The following is a 15,950-nucleotide window of genomic DNA, read 5'->3' on the forward strand; positions in this document are numbered from 1 at the left end:
CGGATAACAGAACCTAAAACGAGTACATCAATGAGTGAAATGATTTACGGCATCCATGCGGTGCAGGCACTGCTGGAGCGCGCACCTGAGCGTTTTCAGGAAGTTTATATTCTGAAAGGCCGTGAGGATAAGCGCCTGCTGCCGCTGATCCACGCGCTGGAGGCGCAGGGCGTGGTGATTCAGCTGGCCAACCGCCAGTTCCTCGATGAGAAGAGCGAAGGCGCGGTACACCAGGGGATCATTGCCCGCGTGAAGCCGGGGCGTCAGTATCAGGAGAACGATCTGCCGGATCTACTGGCGCAGCTCGATCAGCCGTTCCTGTTGATCCTTGACGGCGTGACCGATCCGCATAACCTCGGCGCCTGCCTGCGCAGCGCCGATGCTGCCGGCGTGCACGCGGTGATTGTGCCGAAAGATCGTTCCGCGCAGCTGAATGCGACGGCGAAGAAAGTGGCCTGCGGCGCGGCGGAGAACGTCCCGCTGATCCGCGTCACCAACCTGGCGCGCACCATGCGCCTGCTGCAGGAGGAGAACGTCTGGATCGTCGGAACCGCAGGTGAAGCCGACCATACGCTGTTCCAGAGCAAAATGACCGGGCCGATGGCGCTGGTGATGGGCGCGGAAGGTGAAGGTATGCGCCGCCTGACCCGCGAGCACTGTGATGAGCTGATCAGCATCCCGATGGCGGGCAGCGTTTCCTCGCTGAACGTCTCGGTGGCCACTGGCATCTGCCTGTTTGAGGCGGTACGCCAGCGCAGCTAAGCTGATCCGCTGACGGAACTGAAAAGCCATCCTCCGGGATGGCTTTTTTGTGACCGCTCTCGCGGGCGAGTATCTCCCTGGATAACCATACTTATGGTTATCGCCATTGATGGAGGGAGACACGATGCACTGGCAAACGCACACCGTTTTTAATCAACCGACCCCGCTGAATAACAGCAATCTGTTCCTGTCTGATACCGCCCTACGTGAAGCGGTGGTCCGTGAAGGCGCCGGCTGGGATGGCGATCTGCTCGCCAGCATTGGCCAGCAGCTGGGGACCGCAGAATCGCTGGAGCTGGGACGCCTGGCCAACAGCAACCCGCCGGAGCTGCTGCGCTATGACGCCACCGGCGCCCGACTGGACGACGTTCGCTTCCACCCCGCCTGGCACCTGCTGATGCAGGGGCTGTGCGCGAACCGGGTGCATAATCTCGCCTGGCAGGAGGAGGCCCGTGAAGGCGCGTTTGTCGCGCGCGCCGCTCGCTTTCTGCTCCACGCCCAGGTAGAGGCCGGAACGCTGTGCCCGATTACCATGACCTTCGCCGCGACGCCTCTGCTGCAGCACGCCCTGCCTGCGCCTTTTGGCGACTGGCTGTCGCCGCTGCTGAGCGACCGTTACGATCCCCACCTCGCGCCGGGCGGCCAGAAGCGCGGCCTGCTGATTGGCATGGGGATGACCGAGAAGCAAGGGGGCTCCGATGTGCTGAGCAATACCACCCGCGCGGAGAAAACGGCCGAAGGGTTTTACCGGCTGGTGGGACACAAATGGTTCTTCTCGGTGCCGCAGAGCGATGCCCACCTGGTGCTGGCCCAGGCGCCTGCGGGCTTGTCGTGCTTCTTTGTGCCGCGCCTGCTGCCCGACGGACAGCGCAACGGCGTGCGGCTGGAGCGCTTAAAAGAGAAGCTCGGCAACCGCTCCAACGCCAGTAGCGAAGTGGAGTTTTATGACGCCTGCGGCTGGCTGGTGGGCGATGAGGGCGACGGCGTGCGGCAGATCCTCAGGATGGGCGGCCTGACCCGCTTTGACTGCGCGCTGGGTAGCCATGCCCTGATGCGCCGGGCCTTCTCGGTGGCGCTGTATCATGCGTTACAGCGCCAGGCGTTCGGTAAAAATCTGGTCGATCAACCGATGATGCGCCAGCTGCTGGGGCAAATGGCGCTCCGTCTTGAAGGACAAACCGCGTTCCTGTTTCGTCTGGCGCGGGCCTGGGACTGTCGGGATGATGCCCGGGAAAGCGCCTGGGCGCGTCTGTTTACGCCTGCGGCCAAGTTTGCCATCTGCAAGGCCGGCATCCCGTTCGTCGCTGAGGCGATGGAAGTCCTGGGAGGGATCGGCTATTGCGAGGAGAGTGAGCTACCGCGGTTGTATCGCGAGATGCCGGTCAACAGCATCTGGGAAGGCTCCGGCAATATTATGTGCCTCGATGTGATGCGGGTGCTGAGCAAGCAGCCGGCGGCGATGGAGCTGCTGGCCGCGGAGTGTGCGGAGGTGAAAGGACAGAACCGCCATCTCGACCGCGCATGGCGTCAGCTGCAGCAATTGCTGAAACGACCCGCAGAAGAGCAGGGCAGAGAGATTGCCCGGCTGGTCTATCGTCTGGGGGCGGGAGCGCAGATGTTGCGTTTCGCTTCGCCGCCGCTGGCCGAAGCCTGGTGCCGGATGATGCTCGACACGCGCGGCGGCATACGTCTTGACGCGCCGACCCTCGACGACCTGCTGCTGCGGGCCATGGGGCGGGGGCGCCAGGCGCCTCAGGCGTAGAGAATGGCCTGCACGCGCCAGCTGTCCGGCTGTTGTTCCTCGTACATCTGAATAATGCGATACCAGGAGGCGCCTTGCTCGTCCGCTTTGCGGGCAATGGCGTGCTCCACATCCTGTTGGCTGCCGGAAAGATTAGCGACGGAGATCAGACCGATTTCATTCAGGCCGGTGACGCAATCCGCGCTGGCGAATTCGGCTGACTGCGCGGAGGTGTTGGCCGTCGCAGTGGTTAACAGCAGGCTGGATAGGGTAAAAGATCGTTTCATCGTCAGCTCCATTTCACGTAGTCCCAAGGGCAGTCCGTTGCTAACGTCCTGCCAGGTGGCTGGCCGAACGTTATTATGCACAGGAGAACGTGAATGGACGCAAAGCTGTGTAAAGCAGATTTAAAGACGCCGTCTCGTCATCGACGATAGAGGATCGCCTGCGAATACCACTGGCCGGGTACCATGGTGTCATCGATCATAATGATGACGTAGTAATCGGCTTTGGCCGCTTCTGCTTTGGCCTTCAGCGCCGCTTCGACATCCATCGGCGAACCGTACATCAGTACGCTCACCGTGGCCATTTTCTGCAGGCCAGCCGTCTGGTTGCGCTGGATCTCCTGCGGATGGTCGGTGGCGGGCGGCGGGGCTTCCGGCGTTCCCTGCAGAGCGCTACACCCGCTGAGGACGATAGCCAGTAACCACGGACAAAACCTGCGCATAACCATATCTCGTTTCCTGATAGTGATAGTGTAGTGGTAGCCTTAACAAGATTTCCGGGGAATGTTCCCGAACTGTTATCTCTGACGCGATTTTCGAATGAAAATGTTGTGAAAGCGTAACCGGGTTCTCAACATTATGAATCGTAGCAAACGGGGTTGCCTGGTGAATGCATTTTCCCATGCCGCCTAACCACAATAGAGAAGGGAGACGATAAATGATTGCACTCGAAATGCGCAACCTCGGCGGTGGCGAAATTTTGCATGCCTGCCCGCAGGAGAGTCTGGATAAGCCACTGCCCTGTATCGTCTTTTATCATGGCTTTACCTCGTCAAAACTGGTTTACAGCTACTTTGCGGTGGCGCTGGCCCAGGCGGGTTTCCGGGTGATTATGCCGGACGCGCCGGAGCATGGCGCGCGCTATCACGGTGATGATACCGGGCGGATGCAGCGCTTCTGGCCGATCCTGCAGCAGAATTTCAGAGAGTTTCCCGCGCTGCGCGAGGCGATTATCACCGAAGGCTGGCTGGAAGGAGAGCGACTGGCGGTGGCGGGGGCGTCGATGGGGGGAATGACGGCCCTGGGTATCATGACGCATCATCCCGAGTTGAACAGCGTCGCCTGCCTGATGGGGTCGGGCTATTTTCGTTCGCTGTCGCAAACCCTGTTTCCCTCGCCTGGCTTTGATGGCGACAGCCTCAGCGAGTGGGATGTCAGTCATCAGCTGGCGTCGCTCGCCCGGCGGCCGCTGCTGCTCTGGCATGGCGATGCCGACGACGTGGTGCCGCCGGCAGAGACCTTCCGGCTTGAGCAGGCGCTCAGGCAGGGCGATCTTGCCGCCAGGCTGACCTGCGTCTGGCAGAAAGGCGTCCGCCATCGCATCACCCCGGAGGCGCTGGCCACGACGGTCGCCTTTTTCCAGCAGCATCTTTAAACGCGGATCACGCTGACGCCCTGGTCCTCAAGCTGCTTGAGGATCGCGGCATCGGCCTGTTTGCCGGTGATCACTACGTCAATTTGCCCGGCCTGGCTGAATAACATCCCGGCGCGCTCGCCGATCTTGCTACTGTCGACCAGCACCGCCAGCTTGCCGACCACGCTGAGCATTTTCTGCTCGGCCATGGCGGTCAACATATCGGTTTTGTATAACCCCTCGGCGGTTAACCCCTTGCCGCTGGTAAACATCCAGTGCCCGGCATAGAGGCTGTTTTCGCTGCCGTGGGGGCTGAGGGTGATGGCGTGGCTGCGGTTGTACTGCCCGCCCATGATAATCACGCTGTCGTGTTCCTGGTCGATCAGGTAGTTGGCCAGCGGCAGATAGTTAGTGATGATCTGCACCGGTTTGCCGCACAGTTCACGCCCCAGCAGAAAGGCGGTGGAACCGCAGTTGATGACGATGCTCTCACCCGGGGCGATCAGCTGCGAAGCGGCGCGCGCAATACGCACTTTTTCATCCAGATTCTGCGCCTGGTGGATGTTCATCGGCGTCCAGCGGGGGCGCTGCTCGCTAATGGCTTCCGCGCCATTGCGTACCTTTTTCAGTTTGCCGCTTTCATCCAGCTTGTTGATATCACGTCGGGCCGTTGCGGGTGAGATCCCGAGCCGCGACATCACCTGCTCTACGGTAACAAACCCCGTTTGGGCGAGCAGATCCAGCAGAATTTGGTGCCTTTGCGCTTCCGTCATGAGCGAATCCGATTAAAAGTGAACGGCAAAGATGATATTTGAAATCATGTGAAAATACTAACCCTCAGGCGGGGTATTTCCGGCAGGCAGGGCCTGCCGGAGGCGGTTTACAGGAAGGATTTGAACGGCAGATCCGGCTCGATGGTGAAGCAGTCGTCGAAGCCGCGCGGGTAGTGATATTCGAAATTGTCTTTATCCAGCGGCCAGGTAAATTTGCCGCCGACCTGCCAGATAAACGGCTTGAAGCCGTACTTCAGACGATCTTTTTTCATCTCCCACAGGACGCGGATCTCCTGCGGATCGGCCTGAAAGTTCGACCAGATATCATGGTGGAACGGGATCACCACCTTCGCGCTGAGCGACTCTGCCATGCGCAGGATATCGGCGCTGGTCATTTTGTCGGTGATCCCGCGCGGGTTCTCGCCATACGAGCCGAGGGCGACGTCAATCTGATGCTCGTTGCCATGCTTCGCGTAGTAGTTGGAGTAGTGGGAATCGCCGCTGTGGTACAGGTTGCCGCCCGGTGTTTTAAACAGATAGTTGACCGCGCGCTGGTCCATCCCGTCCGGCAGCACGCCGGCGGCTTTTTGATCCGCCGGGAGGGTGATCAGCGCGGTACGGTCGAATGCGTCGAGCGCGTGGATCTCGATGTCCTTAATTTTCACGACATCGCCGGGCTTCATGACGATACAGCGCGCTTTCGGCACGCCCCAGCCGATCCACATATCGACGCAGGTTTTCGGGCCGATAAATGGCACATTGGCCGGGCAGTTCTGCATGACGGCGGCGGCGACGTTGACGTCAATATGATCGTTGTGATCGTGGGTCGCAAGGACCGCGTCAATCTGGCGAATGGCGAACGGATCGAGCACGAACGGGGTGGTGCGCAGATTGGGCTGGAGCTTCTTCACCCCTGCCATCCGCTGCATCTGATGGCCGGTTTTCATCAGCGGATTGCCGTGGCTCTGCTTGCCGGTGCCGCACCAGAAATCGACGCAGACGTTGGCGCCGCCTTCGGATTTCAACCAGATGCCGGTACAGCCCAGCCACCACATGGCGAAGGTGCCGGGCGCAACCTGCTCCTGCTCAATCTCTTCATTCAGCCAGCTGCCCCATTCCGGAAAGGTGTTCAGGATCCAGGATTCACGGGTGATGGTCTGTACTTTACTCATCGCGGTCTTCCTCATGCATTTTCAAAAGTAATCAGTATTTGATTGGTTTTGATTTATGTTGTCACTGTCCTTCCAGGATTGCAATCATGTTTTCCATTGGTTTTGCGAGCTGACGCGCATATTCTCCCGCCTTTTCCGCAGCTTACGCGCCTTGATTTAATTTTTATCTCTATGATTTGAAATGTTTATTTGTGTTTCGATATAAATGAATAGAAATAACCTGAGTGAAGGAAAGGTTTATTGCGGCGTGCGTCACATTTAATCAAATTCAATCTTGTTGTGATTATTTTTGATTATTAGAGTGGGCAACGAGAAATGCTGAGCGTAAGGCGCGTTCAGCGCCTTCACCATCGGGAGTGTGTTATGGCAATCCTCTACAACATCTTTACCGTTTTCTTTAATCAGGTGATGACCAATGCCCCGCTGCTGTTGGGTATCGTGACCTGCCTGGGCTATATCCTGCTGCGTAAAAGCGTCAGCGTGATTATCAAAGGCACCATCAAAACCATTATCGGTTTCATGCTGTTACAAGCCGGCTCCGGCATCCTCACCAGCACCTTTAAACCGGTGGTGGCGAAAATGTCAGAGGTGTACGGCATTAACGGCGCCATCTCTGACACCTATGCCTCGATGATGGCGACCATCGACCGGATGGGCGAGGCCTATAGCTGGGTGGGCTACGCGGTGCTGCTGGCGCTGGCCCTAAACATCTGTTACGTCCTGCTGCGCCGGATTACCGGCATCCGCACCATCATGCTGACGGGCCATATCATGTTTCAGCAGGCGGGGCTGATTGCGGTCTCGTTGTTTATCTTCGGCTACTCCATGTGGACCACCATCATCTGCACGGCGGTGCTGGTGTCACTCTACTGGGGCATTACCTCCAATATGATGTACAAGCCTACTCAGCTGGTCACCGACGGCTGCGGCTTCTCTATCGGGCACCAGCAGCAGTTCGCCTCGTGGATAGCCTACAAAGTGGCGCCCTGGCTGGGGAAAAAAGAGGAGAGCGTCGAAGACCTCAAGCTACCTGGCTGGCTGAACATCTTCCACGACAACATCGTTTCCACCGCGATTGTGATGACCGTCTTCTTTGGTGCGATCCTGCTCTCTTTCGGCATTGACGTGGTGCAGGCGATGGCGGGTAAAACCCACTGGACGGTCTATATCCTGCAAACCGGTTTCTCCTTCGCGGTGGCGATTTTCATCATCACTCAGGGCGTGCGGATGTTCGTCGCCGAGCTGTCCGAAGCCTTCAACGGTATCTCGCAGCGCCTGATCCCTGGGGCGGTGCTGGCGATCGACTGCGCCGCCATCTATAGCTTCGCGCCGAATGCGGTGGTGTGGGGCTTTATGTGGGGCACCATCGGTCAGTTGATTGCCGTCGGCATTCTGGTCGGCGTCGGCTCCCCGATTCTGATTATTCCAGGCTTTATCCCGATGTTCTTCTCCAACGCGACGATTGGCGTCTTTGCCAACCACTTTGGCGGCTGGCGCGCGGCGCTCAAGATCTGCCTGGTGATGGGCATGATTGAAATTTTCGGTTGCGTATGGGCAGTGAAGCTCACCGGCATGAGCGCCTGGATGGGAATGGCGGACTGGTCGATTCTGGCGCCGCCGATGATGCAGGGCTTCGCCACCGTCGGACTGGCGTTTATGGCCGTCATCATCCTGATTGCACTGGCTTATATGTTCTTCGCCGGCCGCGCGCTGCGTGCCGAGGAAGACGCGGAAAAACAACTGGCAGAGGCCTCTGCCCAATAAGGAGTTCTGATTATGACCGTACGTATTCTGGCTGTGTGTGGTAACGGGCAAGGCAGTTCCATGATCATGAAAATGAAGGTGGACCAGTTCCTGACGCAATCCAACATCGACCACACGGTAAATAGCTGCGCGGTAGGTGAATACAAAAGCGAGCTGAACGGCGCGGATATCATCATCGCTTCAACCCATATCGCGGGGGAGATTACCGTCTCCGGTAATAAACATGTGGTGGGCGTGCGTAACATGCTTTCGCCGGCGGATTTCGGTCCCAAGCTGCTGGAGGTGATTAAAACTCACTTCCCGCAGGACGTGAAATAAGGAGCGGCCATGAAACTCCATGAATCGCTGGCGCAGAACCACTCCATCCGCCTGCAGGCGGAAGCGGAAACCTGGCAGGAGGCGGTAAAAATCGGCGTCGATCTGCTGGTGGCCGCCGACGTCGTGGAACCGCGCTATTACCAGGCCATTCTCGACGGCGTGGCCGAGCACGGCCCCTATTTTGTGATCGCCCCCGGGCTGGCGATGCCGCACGGGCGGCCGGAAGAGGGCGTCAGGAAAACCGGTTTTGCGCTGGTGACCCTGAAAAAACCGCTGATTTTCAACCATGAAGATAACGACCCGGTCGACATTCTGATCACCATGGCGGCGGTTGACGCCACCACCCACCAGGAGGTGGGGATCATGCAGATCGTTAACCTGTTTGATGATGAAGCCAATTTCGACCGTTTACGCGCCTGCCGCAGCGAGCAGGAAGTGCTGGATTTAATTAAAAACGCCACCGCGGCGGCTGTTTAAAAGGAACACTATCATGTCATTACCTATGTTGCAGGTCGCACTGGACAACCAAACGCTGGCCAGCGCCTACGAGTCCACCCGTCTGATCGCCGAAGAGGTGGATATCATTGAAGTCGGCACTATCCTTTGCGTCGGGGAAGGCGTGCGCGCGGTGCGCGATCTGAAAGCGCTGTATCCGCATAAAATCGTGCTGGCGGACGCCAAAATCGCCGACGCCGGCAAGATCCTGTCGCGGATGTGCTTTGAAGCCAACGCCGACTGGGTCACGGTGATCTGCTGCGCCGATATCAACACCGCCAAAGGGGCGCTGGATGTCGCCAAAGAGTTCAACGGCGATGTGCAAATTGAGCTAACCGGCTTCTGGACCTGGGAGCAGGCGCAGGCATGGCGCGAGGCGGGCATTCAGCAGGTAGTTTACCACCGCAGCCGCGACGCGCAGGCGGCGGGCGTGGCGTGGAGCGAGGCGGATATCAGCGCGATTAAGCGTCTGTCCGATATGGGCTTCAAAGTAACCGTCACCGGCGGCCTGGCGCTGGAAGACCTGCCGCTGTTCGCCGGCATCCCCATCCACGTCTTTATTGCCGGGCGTAGCATCCGCGATGCCGCTTCACCGGTGGAAGCGGCGCGCCAGTTTAAACGCTCTATCGCCCAGCTGTGGGGTTAAGGAGCGGCTATGTTGGCGAAACAAATTCCGCTCGGCATCTATGAAAAAGCGCTCCCCGCCGGGGAGTGCTGGCTGGAGCGGCTGCAGCTGGCGAAAGCGCTAGGCTTTGATTTTGTGGAAATGTCTCTCGATGAAACGGACGCTCGTCTTGCGCGGCTGGACTGGAGCCCGGAGCAGCGTCTGGCGCTGGTCAAGGCGGTGGCCGAAACCGGCGTCCGGGTGCCATCAATGTGCCTGAGCGCCCATCGCCGTTTTCCTCTGGGTAGCGAAGACGACGCGGTGCGTCGTCAGGGGCTGGAAATCATGCGCAAAGCCATCCAGCTGGCGCAGGATGTCGGGATCCGGGTGATCCAGCTGGCAGGTTACGACGTCTATTACCAGCAGGCGAACGATGAGACGCGGCGTCGCTTTCGCGATGGTCTGAAAGAGAGCGTCGAACTGGCCAGCCGGGCCCAGGTAACCCTGGCGATGGAAATTATGGACTACCCGCTGATGAACTCGATCAGCAAAGCGCTGGGCTACGCCCATTACCTGAATAATCCGTGGTTCCAGCTTTATCCCGACATCGGCAATCTGTCGGCGTGGGATAACGACGTCCAGATGGAGCTGCAGGCCGGCATGGGGCACATCGTGGCGGTGCACGTCAAAGATACCCGGCCCGGCGTCTTTAAAAACGTGCCGTTCGGCGAAGGGGTCGTCGATTTTGAACGCTGCTTCGAAACTCTCAAACAGACCGGCTACTGCGGCCCGTATCTGATTGAGATGTGGAGCGAAACCAGCGCGGATCCGCTAGCGGAAGTGGCGAAGGCGCGCGACTGGGTGAAAGCGCGGATGGTCCGCGCCGGACTGATGGAGGCGGCGTAATGCAACAACTGAAACAGCAGGTGTTCGAGGCCAACAGGGATCTGCCCCGATACGGCCTGGTGACCTTCACCTGGGGCAATGTCAGCGCGATTGACCGGCAGCGCGGGCTGGTGGTGATCAAACCCAGCGGCGTGGCCTACGACGCCATGACCGTCGATGACATGACGGTGGTCGATCTGCAGGGCAACGTGGTGGAAGGGCGCTGGCGTCCCTCCTCTGATACCGCTACCCATCTGGCGCTCTATCGCCGTTATCCCGGCCTTGGCGGGGTGGTGCATACCCATTCGACGCACGCTACCGCCTGGGCGCAGGCGGGGCTGGCGATCCCGGCGCTCGGCACCACCCATGCGGACTACTTTTTCGGTGATATCCCTTGCACCCGGGCGCTTAGCGCGCAGGAGGTGGATGAGGCCTACGAGCTGAACACCGGGAAGGTGATTATCGAAACCCTGGGCGAGGCAAACCCGTTGCATACGCCGGCGATCGTCGTCTATCAGCACGGGCCGTTCTCCTGGGGGAAAGACGCCCACGAGGCGGTGCACAATGCGGTTGTGATGGAAGAGGTGGCACGCATGGCGTGGATTGCCCGCGGCATTAATCCGCGGCTGCAGCCGATTGACAGCTGGCTGATGGAAAAACATTTTCTGCGTAAACACGGGCCGAACGCCTACTACGGGCAGAAGTAAACGACGCGCTCCGGGGCTTTCACCGTCACGGTGAAGCAACTGGTCTGGCCCCGGAGCCGTTTTTTAGCCCTGACGATAAGCCGACGGCATAGCGCGCATGCCGATGAGCGTGACCACGCAAATTATCGCGCCAGCGTAAAACGTCGAAGCGGCGCCGAAGGTTTCCCACAGCACGCCTGCGCCGGTACTGGCCAGCAACAGCGCCAGACCGCTCATCAGGTTGAACATACCGAACGCCGTGCCGCGTAGCGCCGGCGGCGCCGTATGGGCGACCATCGCCGCCAGCAGCCCCTGGGTCATCCCCATGTGAATTCCCCACAGCGCGACCCCGACCAGCAGCGTGCTCCAGTGGGCGCTGAGGGCCAGCACGATATCGGCGAGGATCAGCACCAGCAGTCCCCACTGCAGCAGTTTGCTGTGGCTCATGCTGTCAGAGAGCTTGCCGAACGGGTAGGCCGTAACGCTGTAGACCAGGTTCATCGCCACCATCACCAGCGGAATGGTAAACAGCGGGATCTCCATCTGCTGGGCGCGCAGCACCAGAAAGGCTTCGCTGAAGCGGGCGAGGGTGAAGATGCTGCCGATGGCGACCACCCACCAGTAGGCGGCGGAGAGCTTTTGCAGATTTTCGCGCTTCAGCGGATTACTGCGTTGATGGTCGATGGCGGATTTTGGCTCCTGCAGGCCAAAACCCAGCAGGAGAATAGAGAGCACGGCGGGAATAACCGCCACCCAGAATATAGCGTGAAAATCGTTGGCCCACATAAACATCAGCAGCACCGCCAGCAGCGGGCCGAGAAAGGCGCCAACGGTATCCAGCGCCTGACGTAGCCCGTAGGCGGCGCCGCGGATCTCCGGTGGGGTGACGTCGGCGACCAGCGCGTCGCGCGGCGCGCCGCGAATGCCTTTGCCTACGCGGTCGATCATGCGGGCGCTAAACACCACGCCGGCGGTCGGGGCGATGGCAAACAGCGGCTTGCTGAGCGCGCCCAGGCCGTAGCCCAGCAGCGCCAGCCCTTTGCGCTTACCGACGTAGTCGCTGATCGCGCCGGAGAAGATTTTCAGGATCAGGGCGGTGGCTTCCGCCAGCCCCTCGATAAGACCGATGATAATCACGCTGGCGCCGAGGGTGGTGGCCATAAACAGCGGTAAGAGACTGTGGATCATCTCGGACGACACATCCATCAGCAGGCTGACGCCGCCGAGTACCCAAACGCCTTTGGGGATGCGGCCTAAGGTGGCGAAACGCGGAACCATCCATTACTCCTGATTATCAAAAAATAGACTGATGATTAAATCAGGTTGCGATGACGCTGATAAGTTGATTTATAAAATTATTCTCAATTGCGTTTAGCCACTGGCCTTGCTTCGCCCCTCGCGAGGAGAGGCGAAGAATGGGCCCGACATTAGCGGTAAATCACCGCGCTGGCGCGAAGCGGGCCGTTGGTTTCTGGTTCGTGCATCAGGATGGGCTGAAAATATTTCGCCCCCTGCGCATCGCTCAACTGGCTAAGGGCCTGTTCGGCCTCGTGCTCAGTGGCCATATTGTGATTGATATAGATAACGCCGAGGCTCTGCACATCGTCCATGTTGCGGGCCTGTCGTTCGGTGATTTGGATAGCTGCCAACGCGTTGGCGCTGAAGAAAAGCGCAGCCATCATGGCGATGATTTTCAGTTTCATATACTACGCTCCTGACTGACAGTCCTGACGCTGACTCGGGGCTCTCCTGTGGTCATTGGGTTTCTGATTTAAGTGTAATCGCTGATTGAACGGCGTATCGCGACCTTTTCTGATGCAGTTGTTCAAAAAAATGCCGCTTCCTTTGCTGGTTAATTTTAAATCACCCACTTAGCGCCACTTGGCGCTTAGTGCGAATTATTTGTGCAAATGCGCTTGTGTTCCTGGGGGGCCGCCATTAGAATGACGCGTCAATTTTTCAGCCGCCCTTTAACACGTTCCTTGCCTCCATGGGCCGCGGCTGACCCAGACAGGAGGCTGAATAATCCGTAAGGAGCAATTCGATGCGTCATTACGAAATCGTTTTTATGGTCCATCCTGACCAGAGCGAACAGGTTCCGGGCATGATCGAACGTTACACTGGTGCAATCACTGCAGCAGCAGGTACGATCCACCGTCTGGAAGACTGGGGCCGCCGTCAGCTGGCTTATCCGATCAACAAACTGCACAAAGCTCACTACGTTCTGCTGAACGTTGAAGCGCCGCAGGAAGCGATCGATGAGCTGGAAACTAACTTCCGCTTCAACGACGCCGTTATCCGCAGCATGGTAATGCGTACTAAGCACGCTGTTACCGAAGCATCTCCGATGGTTAAAGCGAAAGACGAGCGCCGTGAGCGTCGCGAAGATTTCGCCAACGAAACCGCAGATGATTCTGAAGCTGGGGATTCTGAAGAGTAATCCTGATGACCAACCGTCTGGAGCTGTCCGGCATTATTTGCAGGACTCCACTTCGTAAGGTCAGCCCGTCAGGAATTCCTCACTGCCAGTTCGTGCTTGAGCATCGTTCAGTGCAGGAGGAAGCCGGTTTTCACCGGCAGGCATGGTGTCAAATGCCCGTTATTATTAGCGGTCACGAGAACCAGGCCATTACTCACAGTATAACGGTCGGTAGCGCAGTAACCGTTCGAGGGTTCATCTCTTGCCATAAGGCAAAGAACGGCTTGAGCAAAATGGTTCTGCATGCCGAGCAGATTGAATTGATAGATTCTGGAGACTAGCCATATGGCACGTTATTTCCGTCGTCGCAAGTTCTGCCGTTTCACCGCGGAAGGCGTTCAAGAGATCGACTATAAAGATATCGCTACGCTGAAAAACTACATCACCGAAAGCGGTAAGATTGTCCCGAGCCGTATCACCGGTACCCGTGCAAAATACCAGCGTCAGCTGGCTCGCGCTATCAAACGCGCTCGCTACCTGTCCCTGCTGCCGTACACTGATCGTCATCAGTAATCGGTCACGGTCCATTAATACGACTTTGAGAGGATAAGGTAATGCAAGTTATTCTGCTTGATAAAGTAGCAAACCTGGGTAGCCTGGGTGATCAGGTTAACGTTAAAGCGGGCTATGCTCGTAACTTCCTGGTCCCGCAGGGTAAAGCTGTTCCTGCTACCAAGAAAAACGTTGAATTCTTCGAAGCACGTCGCGCTGAACTGGAAGCCAAACTGGCTGACGTTCTGGCAGCTGCTGAAGCTCGTGCTGCGCAGATCAACGCCCTGGAATCCGTAACCATCGCGTCTAAAGCTGGCGACGAAGGTAAACTGTTCGGTTCCATCGGTACTCGCGACATCGCTGACGCTGTCACTGCAGCAGGCGTTAAAGTTGCTAAGAGCGAAGTTCGCCTGCCGAACGGCGTTCTGCGTAACGTTGGCGAGCACGAAGTGGACTTCCAGGTTCACAGCGAAGTTTTCGCTAAAGTTATCATCAACGTGGTTGCTGAGTAATCGGCCTCTGACGTTCTGGTAACAACAAATCGCCGGCCTTGTGCCGGCGTTTTGCTTTTTAGCGCCTTTCATTTTGCGGCGGCGTAACGCTCGCTGTCGTCTTCGCTGCTAGCGCGCACGCACAAAGCTGCCGTTCGACTGGCGGGTAAACAGCACCTGCTGGCCGTTGCCGGTATCAATAGTGAGCCCGGTGACCACGCCGTTGGCGTTCTGCCGAATCTGCACCGTCTGTCCGCTCTGCAACGTGCTTAATGGTTTACCTGCGCCTTCAACCTGCGCCATGGCGTAAACGTCGGTGGCCGGCAGCCCATGATCGCGGAACAGCTGGGCCAGGGTTTTGCCTGACTCGATGCGATAGGTCCGCCATTGCTGCTCAATGCCCGGCGCGGACTGCTGCGATGAGGATTGATAGGGCTGGGAGGCGGCGGGCTGCTGCGTCTGCGCCTGATCCGGCTGCTCATCCTGAATCGGCTCCGGGGCGACCGGCGCCATCTGGTCGGCATCGCTCACGGTAGGCGTATTGGTGATCGGCGGCAGGGGAACGGCCTGATTGCCGCCAGCTTGCGGCTGGGACTGCGACTGCAGATTCAGGTTTGCTTCACGGCTGGTGGACGCCGGGTTTTGGCTATCGTCTGAGGGAAGCAGAATGCCGATAATCACCAACAGGAAGCCAGCGATAATTCCCCGGCGGTGCATCGGGGGCAGTGGGTCCAGGAGGCGAAAATGATCCGGGGCGTGCCAGATTTTCGCCAGGGTAGATGTCAGTTCAAAGCGCCCGGGCATGGCTTTCCTCCTGCTCCGCATATTTTTATCCTGCCTATGAGTATAGATGGCTAACGTCCTGATGACCGGAACAAAGTGAAGTTAACCTGATGCCGCCTATTGTTTCTTTTTCGCTGAGATTTGTCATCATCCGCCGACAAAGTTTTACCCATTTCGCTATGGCTGTTATGCTTCCGGACGCTTTTCTCTTGATGTTTATCACCCAAAAAAGGAACAAAGATGGCAACCCCAACTTTTGACACTATCGAAGCGCAGGCAAGTTACGGTATCGGCTTGCAGGTTGGACAACAGCTGAGCGAATCCGGCCTGCAGGGGCTGCTGCCGGAAGCGTTGGTGGCGGGTATCGCCGATGCGCTGGAAGGTAACCAGCCGCAGGTGCCGGTAGAAGCCGTCCACCGTGCGCTGCGTGAAATCCACGAGCGCGCCGACGCCGTGCGTCGCGAGCGTTTCCAGGCGATGGCCGCTGACGGCCAGAAATACCTTGATGAAAACCGCGAGAAAGAGGGTGTGAACAGCACCGAGTCCGGTCTGCAGTTCCGCGTGCTGACCCAGGGCGAAGGTCCGATCCCGGCCCGTACCGACCGCGTACGCGTGCACTACACCGGTAAACTGATCGACGGCACCGTCTTCGACAGCTCCGTCGCTCGCGGCGAACCGGCAGAGTTCCCGGTGACCGGCGTAATCGGCGGCTGGATTGAAGCGCTGACCCTGATGCCGGTAGGTTCCAAATGGGAACTGACCATCCCGCACAACCTCGCCTACGGCGAGCGCGGCGCTGGCGCGTCGATCCCTCCGTTCAGCACCCTGATCTTCGAAGTTGAACTGCTGGATATTATCTAAACAGCA

21 protein-coding genes are annotated in these 15,950 nt (G+C 58.4%); 14 read left to right on the plus strand and 7 right to left on the minus strand.

The genetic code is table 11. The annotated features are described in order from the left end of the window. Positions 1-30 precede the first annotated feature (30 nt). Entirely contained in the window at positions 31-762 is a 732-nt protein-coding gene (gene rlmB / locus L2I46_RS24715; RefSeq protein WP_002885669.1) for a 23S rRNA (guanosine(2251)-2'-O)-methyltransferase RlmB, read from the plus strand. A 124-nt stretch (positions 763-886) separates the two neighbouring features. After that, positions 887-2,524 carry an isovaleryl-CoA dehydrogenase gene (locus L2I46_RS24720; protein ID WP_101862388.1) on the plus strand — a complete coding sequence of 546 codons (1,638 nt, stop codon included), beginning with the start codon at positions 887-889 and terminating at the stop codon, positions 2,522-2,524. Here the strand turns inward: L2I46_RS24720 and yjfN are convergent. Together yjfN and bsmA are read right to left on the minus strand one after the other, a co-directional pair. Continuing rightward, positions 2,515-2,790, minus strand: a complete 276-nt coding sequence (yjfN, locus tag L2I46_RS24725) for a DUF1471 family protease activator YjfN (RefSeq protein WP_004206450.1) — start codon at positions 2,788-2,790, stop codon at positions 2,515-2,517. The genes L2I46_RS24720 and yjfN overlap by 10 nt on opposite strands. Before the next feature lie 137 nt (positions 2,791-2,927). Next, positions 2,928-3,236 carry a biofilm peroxide resistance protein BsmA gene (gene bsmA / locus L2I46_RS24730; RefSeq protein ID WP_023291718.1) on the minus strand — a complete coding sequence of 103 codons (309 nt, stop codon included), beginning with the start codon at positions 3,234-3,236 and terminating at the stop codon, positions 2,928-2,930. Between the two features lie 209 nt (positions 3,237-3,445). Here bsmA and yjfP point away from each other — a divergent pair, with 209 nt between their 5' ends. After that, entirely contained in the window at positions 3,446-4,162 is a 717-nt protein-coding gene (yjfP, locus tag L2I46_RS24735) for an esterase (protein WP_236948293.1), read from the plus strand. Here the strand turns inward: yjfP and ulaR are convergent. Together ulaR and ulaG are read right to left on the minus strand one after the other, a co-directional pair. Then, a complete protein-coding gene (ulaR, locus tag L2I46_RS24740; RefSeq protein ID WP_004206453.1) occupies positions 4,159-4,914 on the minus strand; it encodes an HTH-type transcriptional regulator UlaR in 756 nt (251 codons plus the stop codon). The two genes, yjfP and ulaR, sit on opposite strands and share 4 nt — an antisense overlap. 107 nt (positions 4,915-5,021) lie before the next feature. Then, positions 5,022-6,086, minus strand: coding sequence for an L-ascorbate 6-phosphate lactonase (gene ulaG, locus L2I46_RS24745; RefSeq protein WP_236948294.1), 1,065 nt, complete (start codon positions 6,084-6,086; stop codon positions 5,022-5,024). A 363-nt stretch (positions 6,087-6,449) separates the two neighbouring features. Between ulaG and ulaA the strand changes: the two genes are divergently transcribed. The 6 genes from ulaA to L2I46_RS24775 are packed head-to-tail and all read left to right on the plus strand — an operon-like array spanning position 6,450 to position 10,859. Further along, positions 6,450-7,850 carry a PTS ascorbate transporter subunit IIC gene (ulaA, locus tag L2I46_RS24750; protein ID WP_023291722.1) on the plus strand — a complete coding sequence of 467 codons (1,401 nt, stop codon included), beginning with the start codon at positions 6,450-6,452 and terminating at the stop codon, positions 7,848-7,850. A gap of 12 nt (positions 7,851-7,862) precedes the next feature. Further along, on the plus strand, positions 7,863-8,168 hold the full coding sequence (ulaB, locus tag L2I46_RS24755; RefSeq protein WP_023291723.1) for a PTS ascorbate transporter subunit IIB: 306 nt from the start codon (positions 7,863-7,865) through the stop codon (positions 8,166-8,168). 9 nt (positions 8,169-8,177) lie between these two features. Beyond that, positions 8,178-8,645, plus strand: a complete 468-nt coding sequence (ulaC, locus tag L2I46_RS24760; RefSeq protein WP_023319570.1) for a PTS ascorbate transporter subunit IIA — start codon at positions 8,178-8,180, stop codon at positions 8,643-8,645. Positions 8,646-8,658: 13 nt separating this feature from the next. Continuing rightward, positions 8,659-9,309: a 3-keto-L-gulonate-6-phosphate decarboxylase UlaD gene (gene ulaD, locus L2I46_RS24765; RefSeq protein WP_023291725.1), complete on the plus strand. Its 651-nt coding sequence runs from the start codon at positions 8,659-8,661 to the stop codon at positions 9,307-9,309. Between the two features lie 9 nt (positions 9,310-9,318). Next, positions 9,319-10,173 (plus strand): L-ribulose-5-phosphate 3-epimerase, encoded by an 855-nt coding sequence (locus tag L2I46_RS24770; protein ID WP_048336491.1) that lies wholly within the window; start codon positions 9,319-9,321, stop codon positions 10,171-10,173. Beyond that, positions 10,173-10,859, plus strand: coding sequence for an L-ribulose-5-phosphate 4-epimerase (locus L2I46_RS24775; RefSeq protein ID WP_085551705.1), 687 nt, complete (start codon positions 10,173-10,175; stop codon positions 10,857-10,859). Before L2I46_RS24770 ends, L2I46_RS24775 begins: the two co-directional genes overlap by 1 nt. Before the next feature lie 63 nt (positions 10,860-10,922). Here the strand turns inward: L2I46_RS24775 and L2I46_RS24780 are convergent, their stop codons facing one another. Both L2I46_RS24780 and L2I46_RS24785 read right to left on the minus strand, forming a co-directional pair. Continuing rightward, a complete protein-coding gene (locus L2I46_RS24780) occupies positions 10,923-12,116 on the minus strand; it encodes an MFS transporter (RefSeq protein ID WP_072421240.1) in 1,194 nt (397 codons plus the stop codon). A 149-nt stretch (positions 12,117-12,265) separates the two neighbouring features. Further along, positions 12,266-12,541, minus strand: a complete 276-nt coding sequence (locus L2I46_RS24785; protein WP_004206463.1) for a DUF1471 domain-containing protein — start codon at positions 12,539-12,541, stop codon at positions 12,266-12,268. 341 nt (positions 12,542-12,882) lie between these two features. Between L2I46_RS24785 and rpsF the strand changes: the two genes are divergently transcribed. From rpsF to rplI, 4 genes are read left to right on the plus strand one after another with little or no spacing between them, the layout of a single operon-like run. After that, positions 12,883-13,278 (plus strand): 30S ribosomal protein S6, encoded by a 396-nt coding sequence (gene rpsF / locus L2I46_RS24790; protein ID WP_008807174.1) that lies wholly within the window; start codon positions 12,883-12,885, stop codon positions 13,276-13,278. 5 nt (positions 13,279-13,283) lie between these two features. Then, complete coding sequence (priB, locus tag L2I46_RS24795) at positions 13,284-13,598, plus strand: primosomal replication protein N (RefSeq protein WP_002885722.1); 315 nt, start codon at positions 13,284-13,286, stop codon at positions 13,596-13,598. Between the two features lie 4 nt (positions 13,599-13,602). Next, the gene (gene rpsR / locus L2I46_RS24800; RefSeq protein WP_000135199.1) at positions 13,603-13,830 is read left to right on the plus strand and encodes a 30S ribosomal protein S18; all 228 of its coding nucleotides are present in this window, start codon (positions 13,603-13,605) and stop codon (positions 13,828-13,830) included. Between the two features lie 41 nt (positions 13,831-13,871). Next, entirely contained in the window at positions 13,872-14,321 is a 450-nt protein-coding gene (gene rplI, locus L2I46_RS24805; protein WP_004206464.1) for a 50S ribosomal protein L9, read from the plus strand. A gap of 108 nt (positions 14,322-14,429) precedes the next feature. Here the strand turns inward: rplI and L2I46_RS24810 are convergent, their stop codons facing one another. After that, the gene (locus tag L2I46_RS24810; RefSeq protein ID WP_023291729.1) at positions 14,430-15,104 is read right to left on the minus strand and encodes a LysM-like peptidoglycan-binding domain-containing protein; all 675 of its coding nucleotides are present in this window, start codon (positions 15,102-15,104) and stop codon (positions 14,430-14,432) included. 219 nt (positions 15,105-15,323) lie between these two features. Between L2I46_RS24810 and fklB the strand changes: the two genes are divergently transcribed. Beyond that, positions 15,324-15,944: an FKBP-type peptidyl-prolyl cis-trans isomerase gene (gene fklB, locus L2I46_RS24815; protein WP_002886687.1), complete on the plus strand. Its 621-nt coding sequence runs from the start codon at positions 15,324-15,326 to the stop codon at positions 15,942-15,944. The last annotated feature ends 6 nt before the right edge of the window (positions 15,945-15,950 follow it).

Origin of the sequence: Klebsiella sp. 2019SCSN059 (genome assembly GCF_021739525.1) — a bacterium.
Classification (GTDB): Bacteria; Pseudomonadota; Gammaproteobacteria; order Enterobacterales; family Enterobacteriaceae; genus Klebsiella; species Klebsiella quasipneumoniae.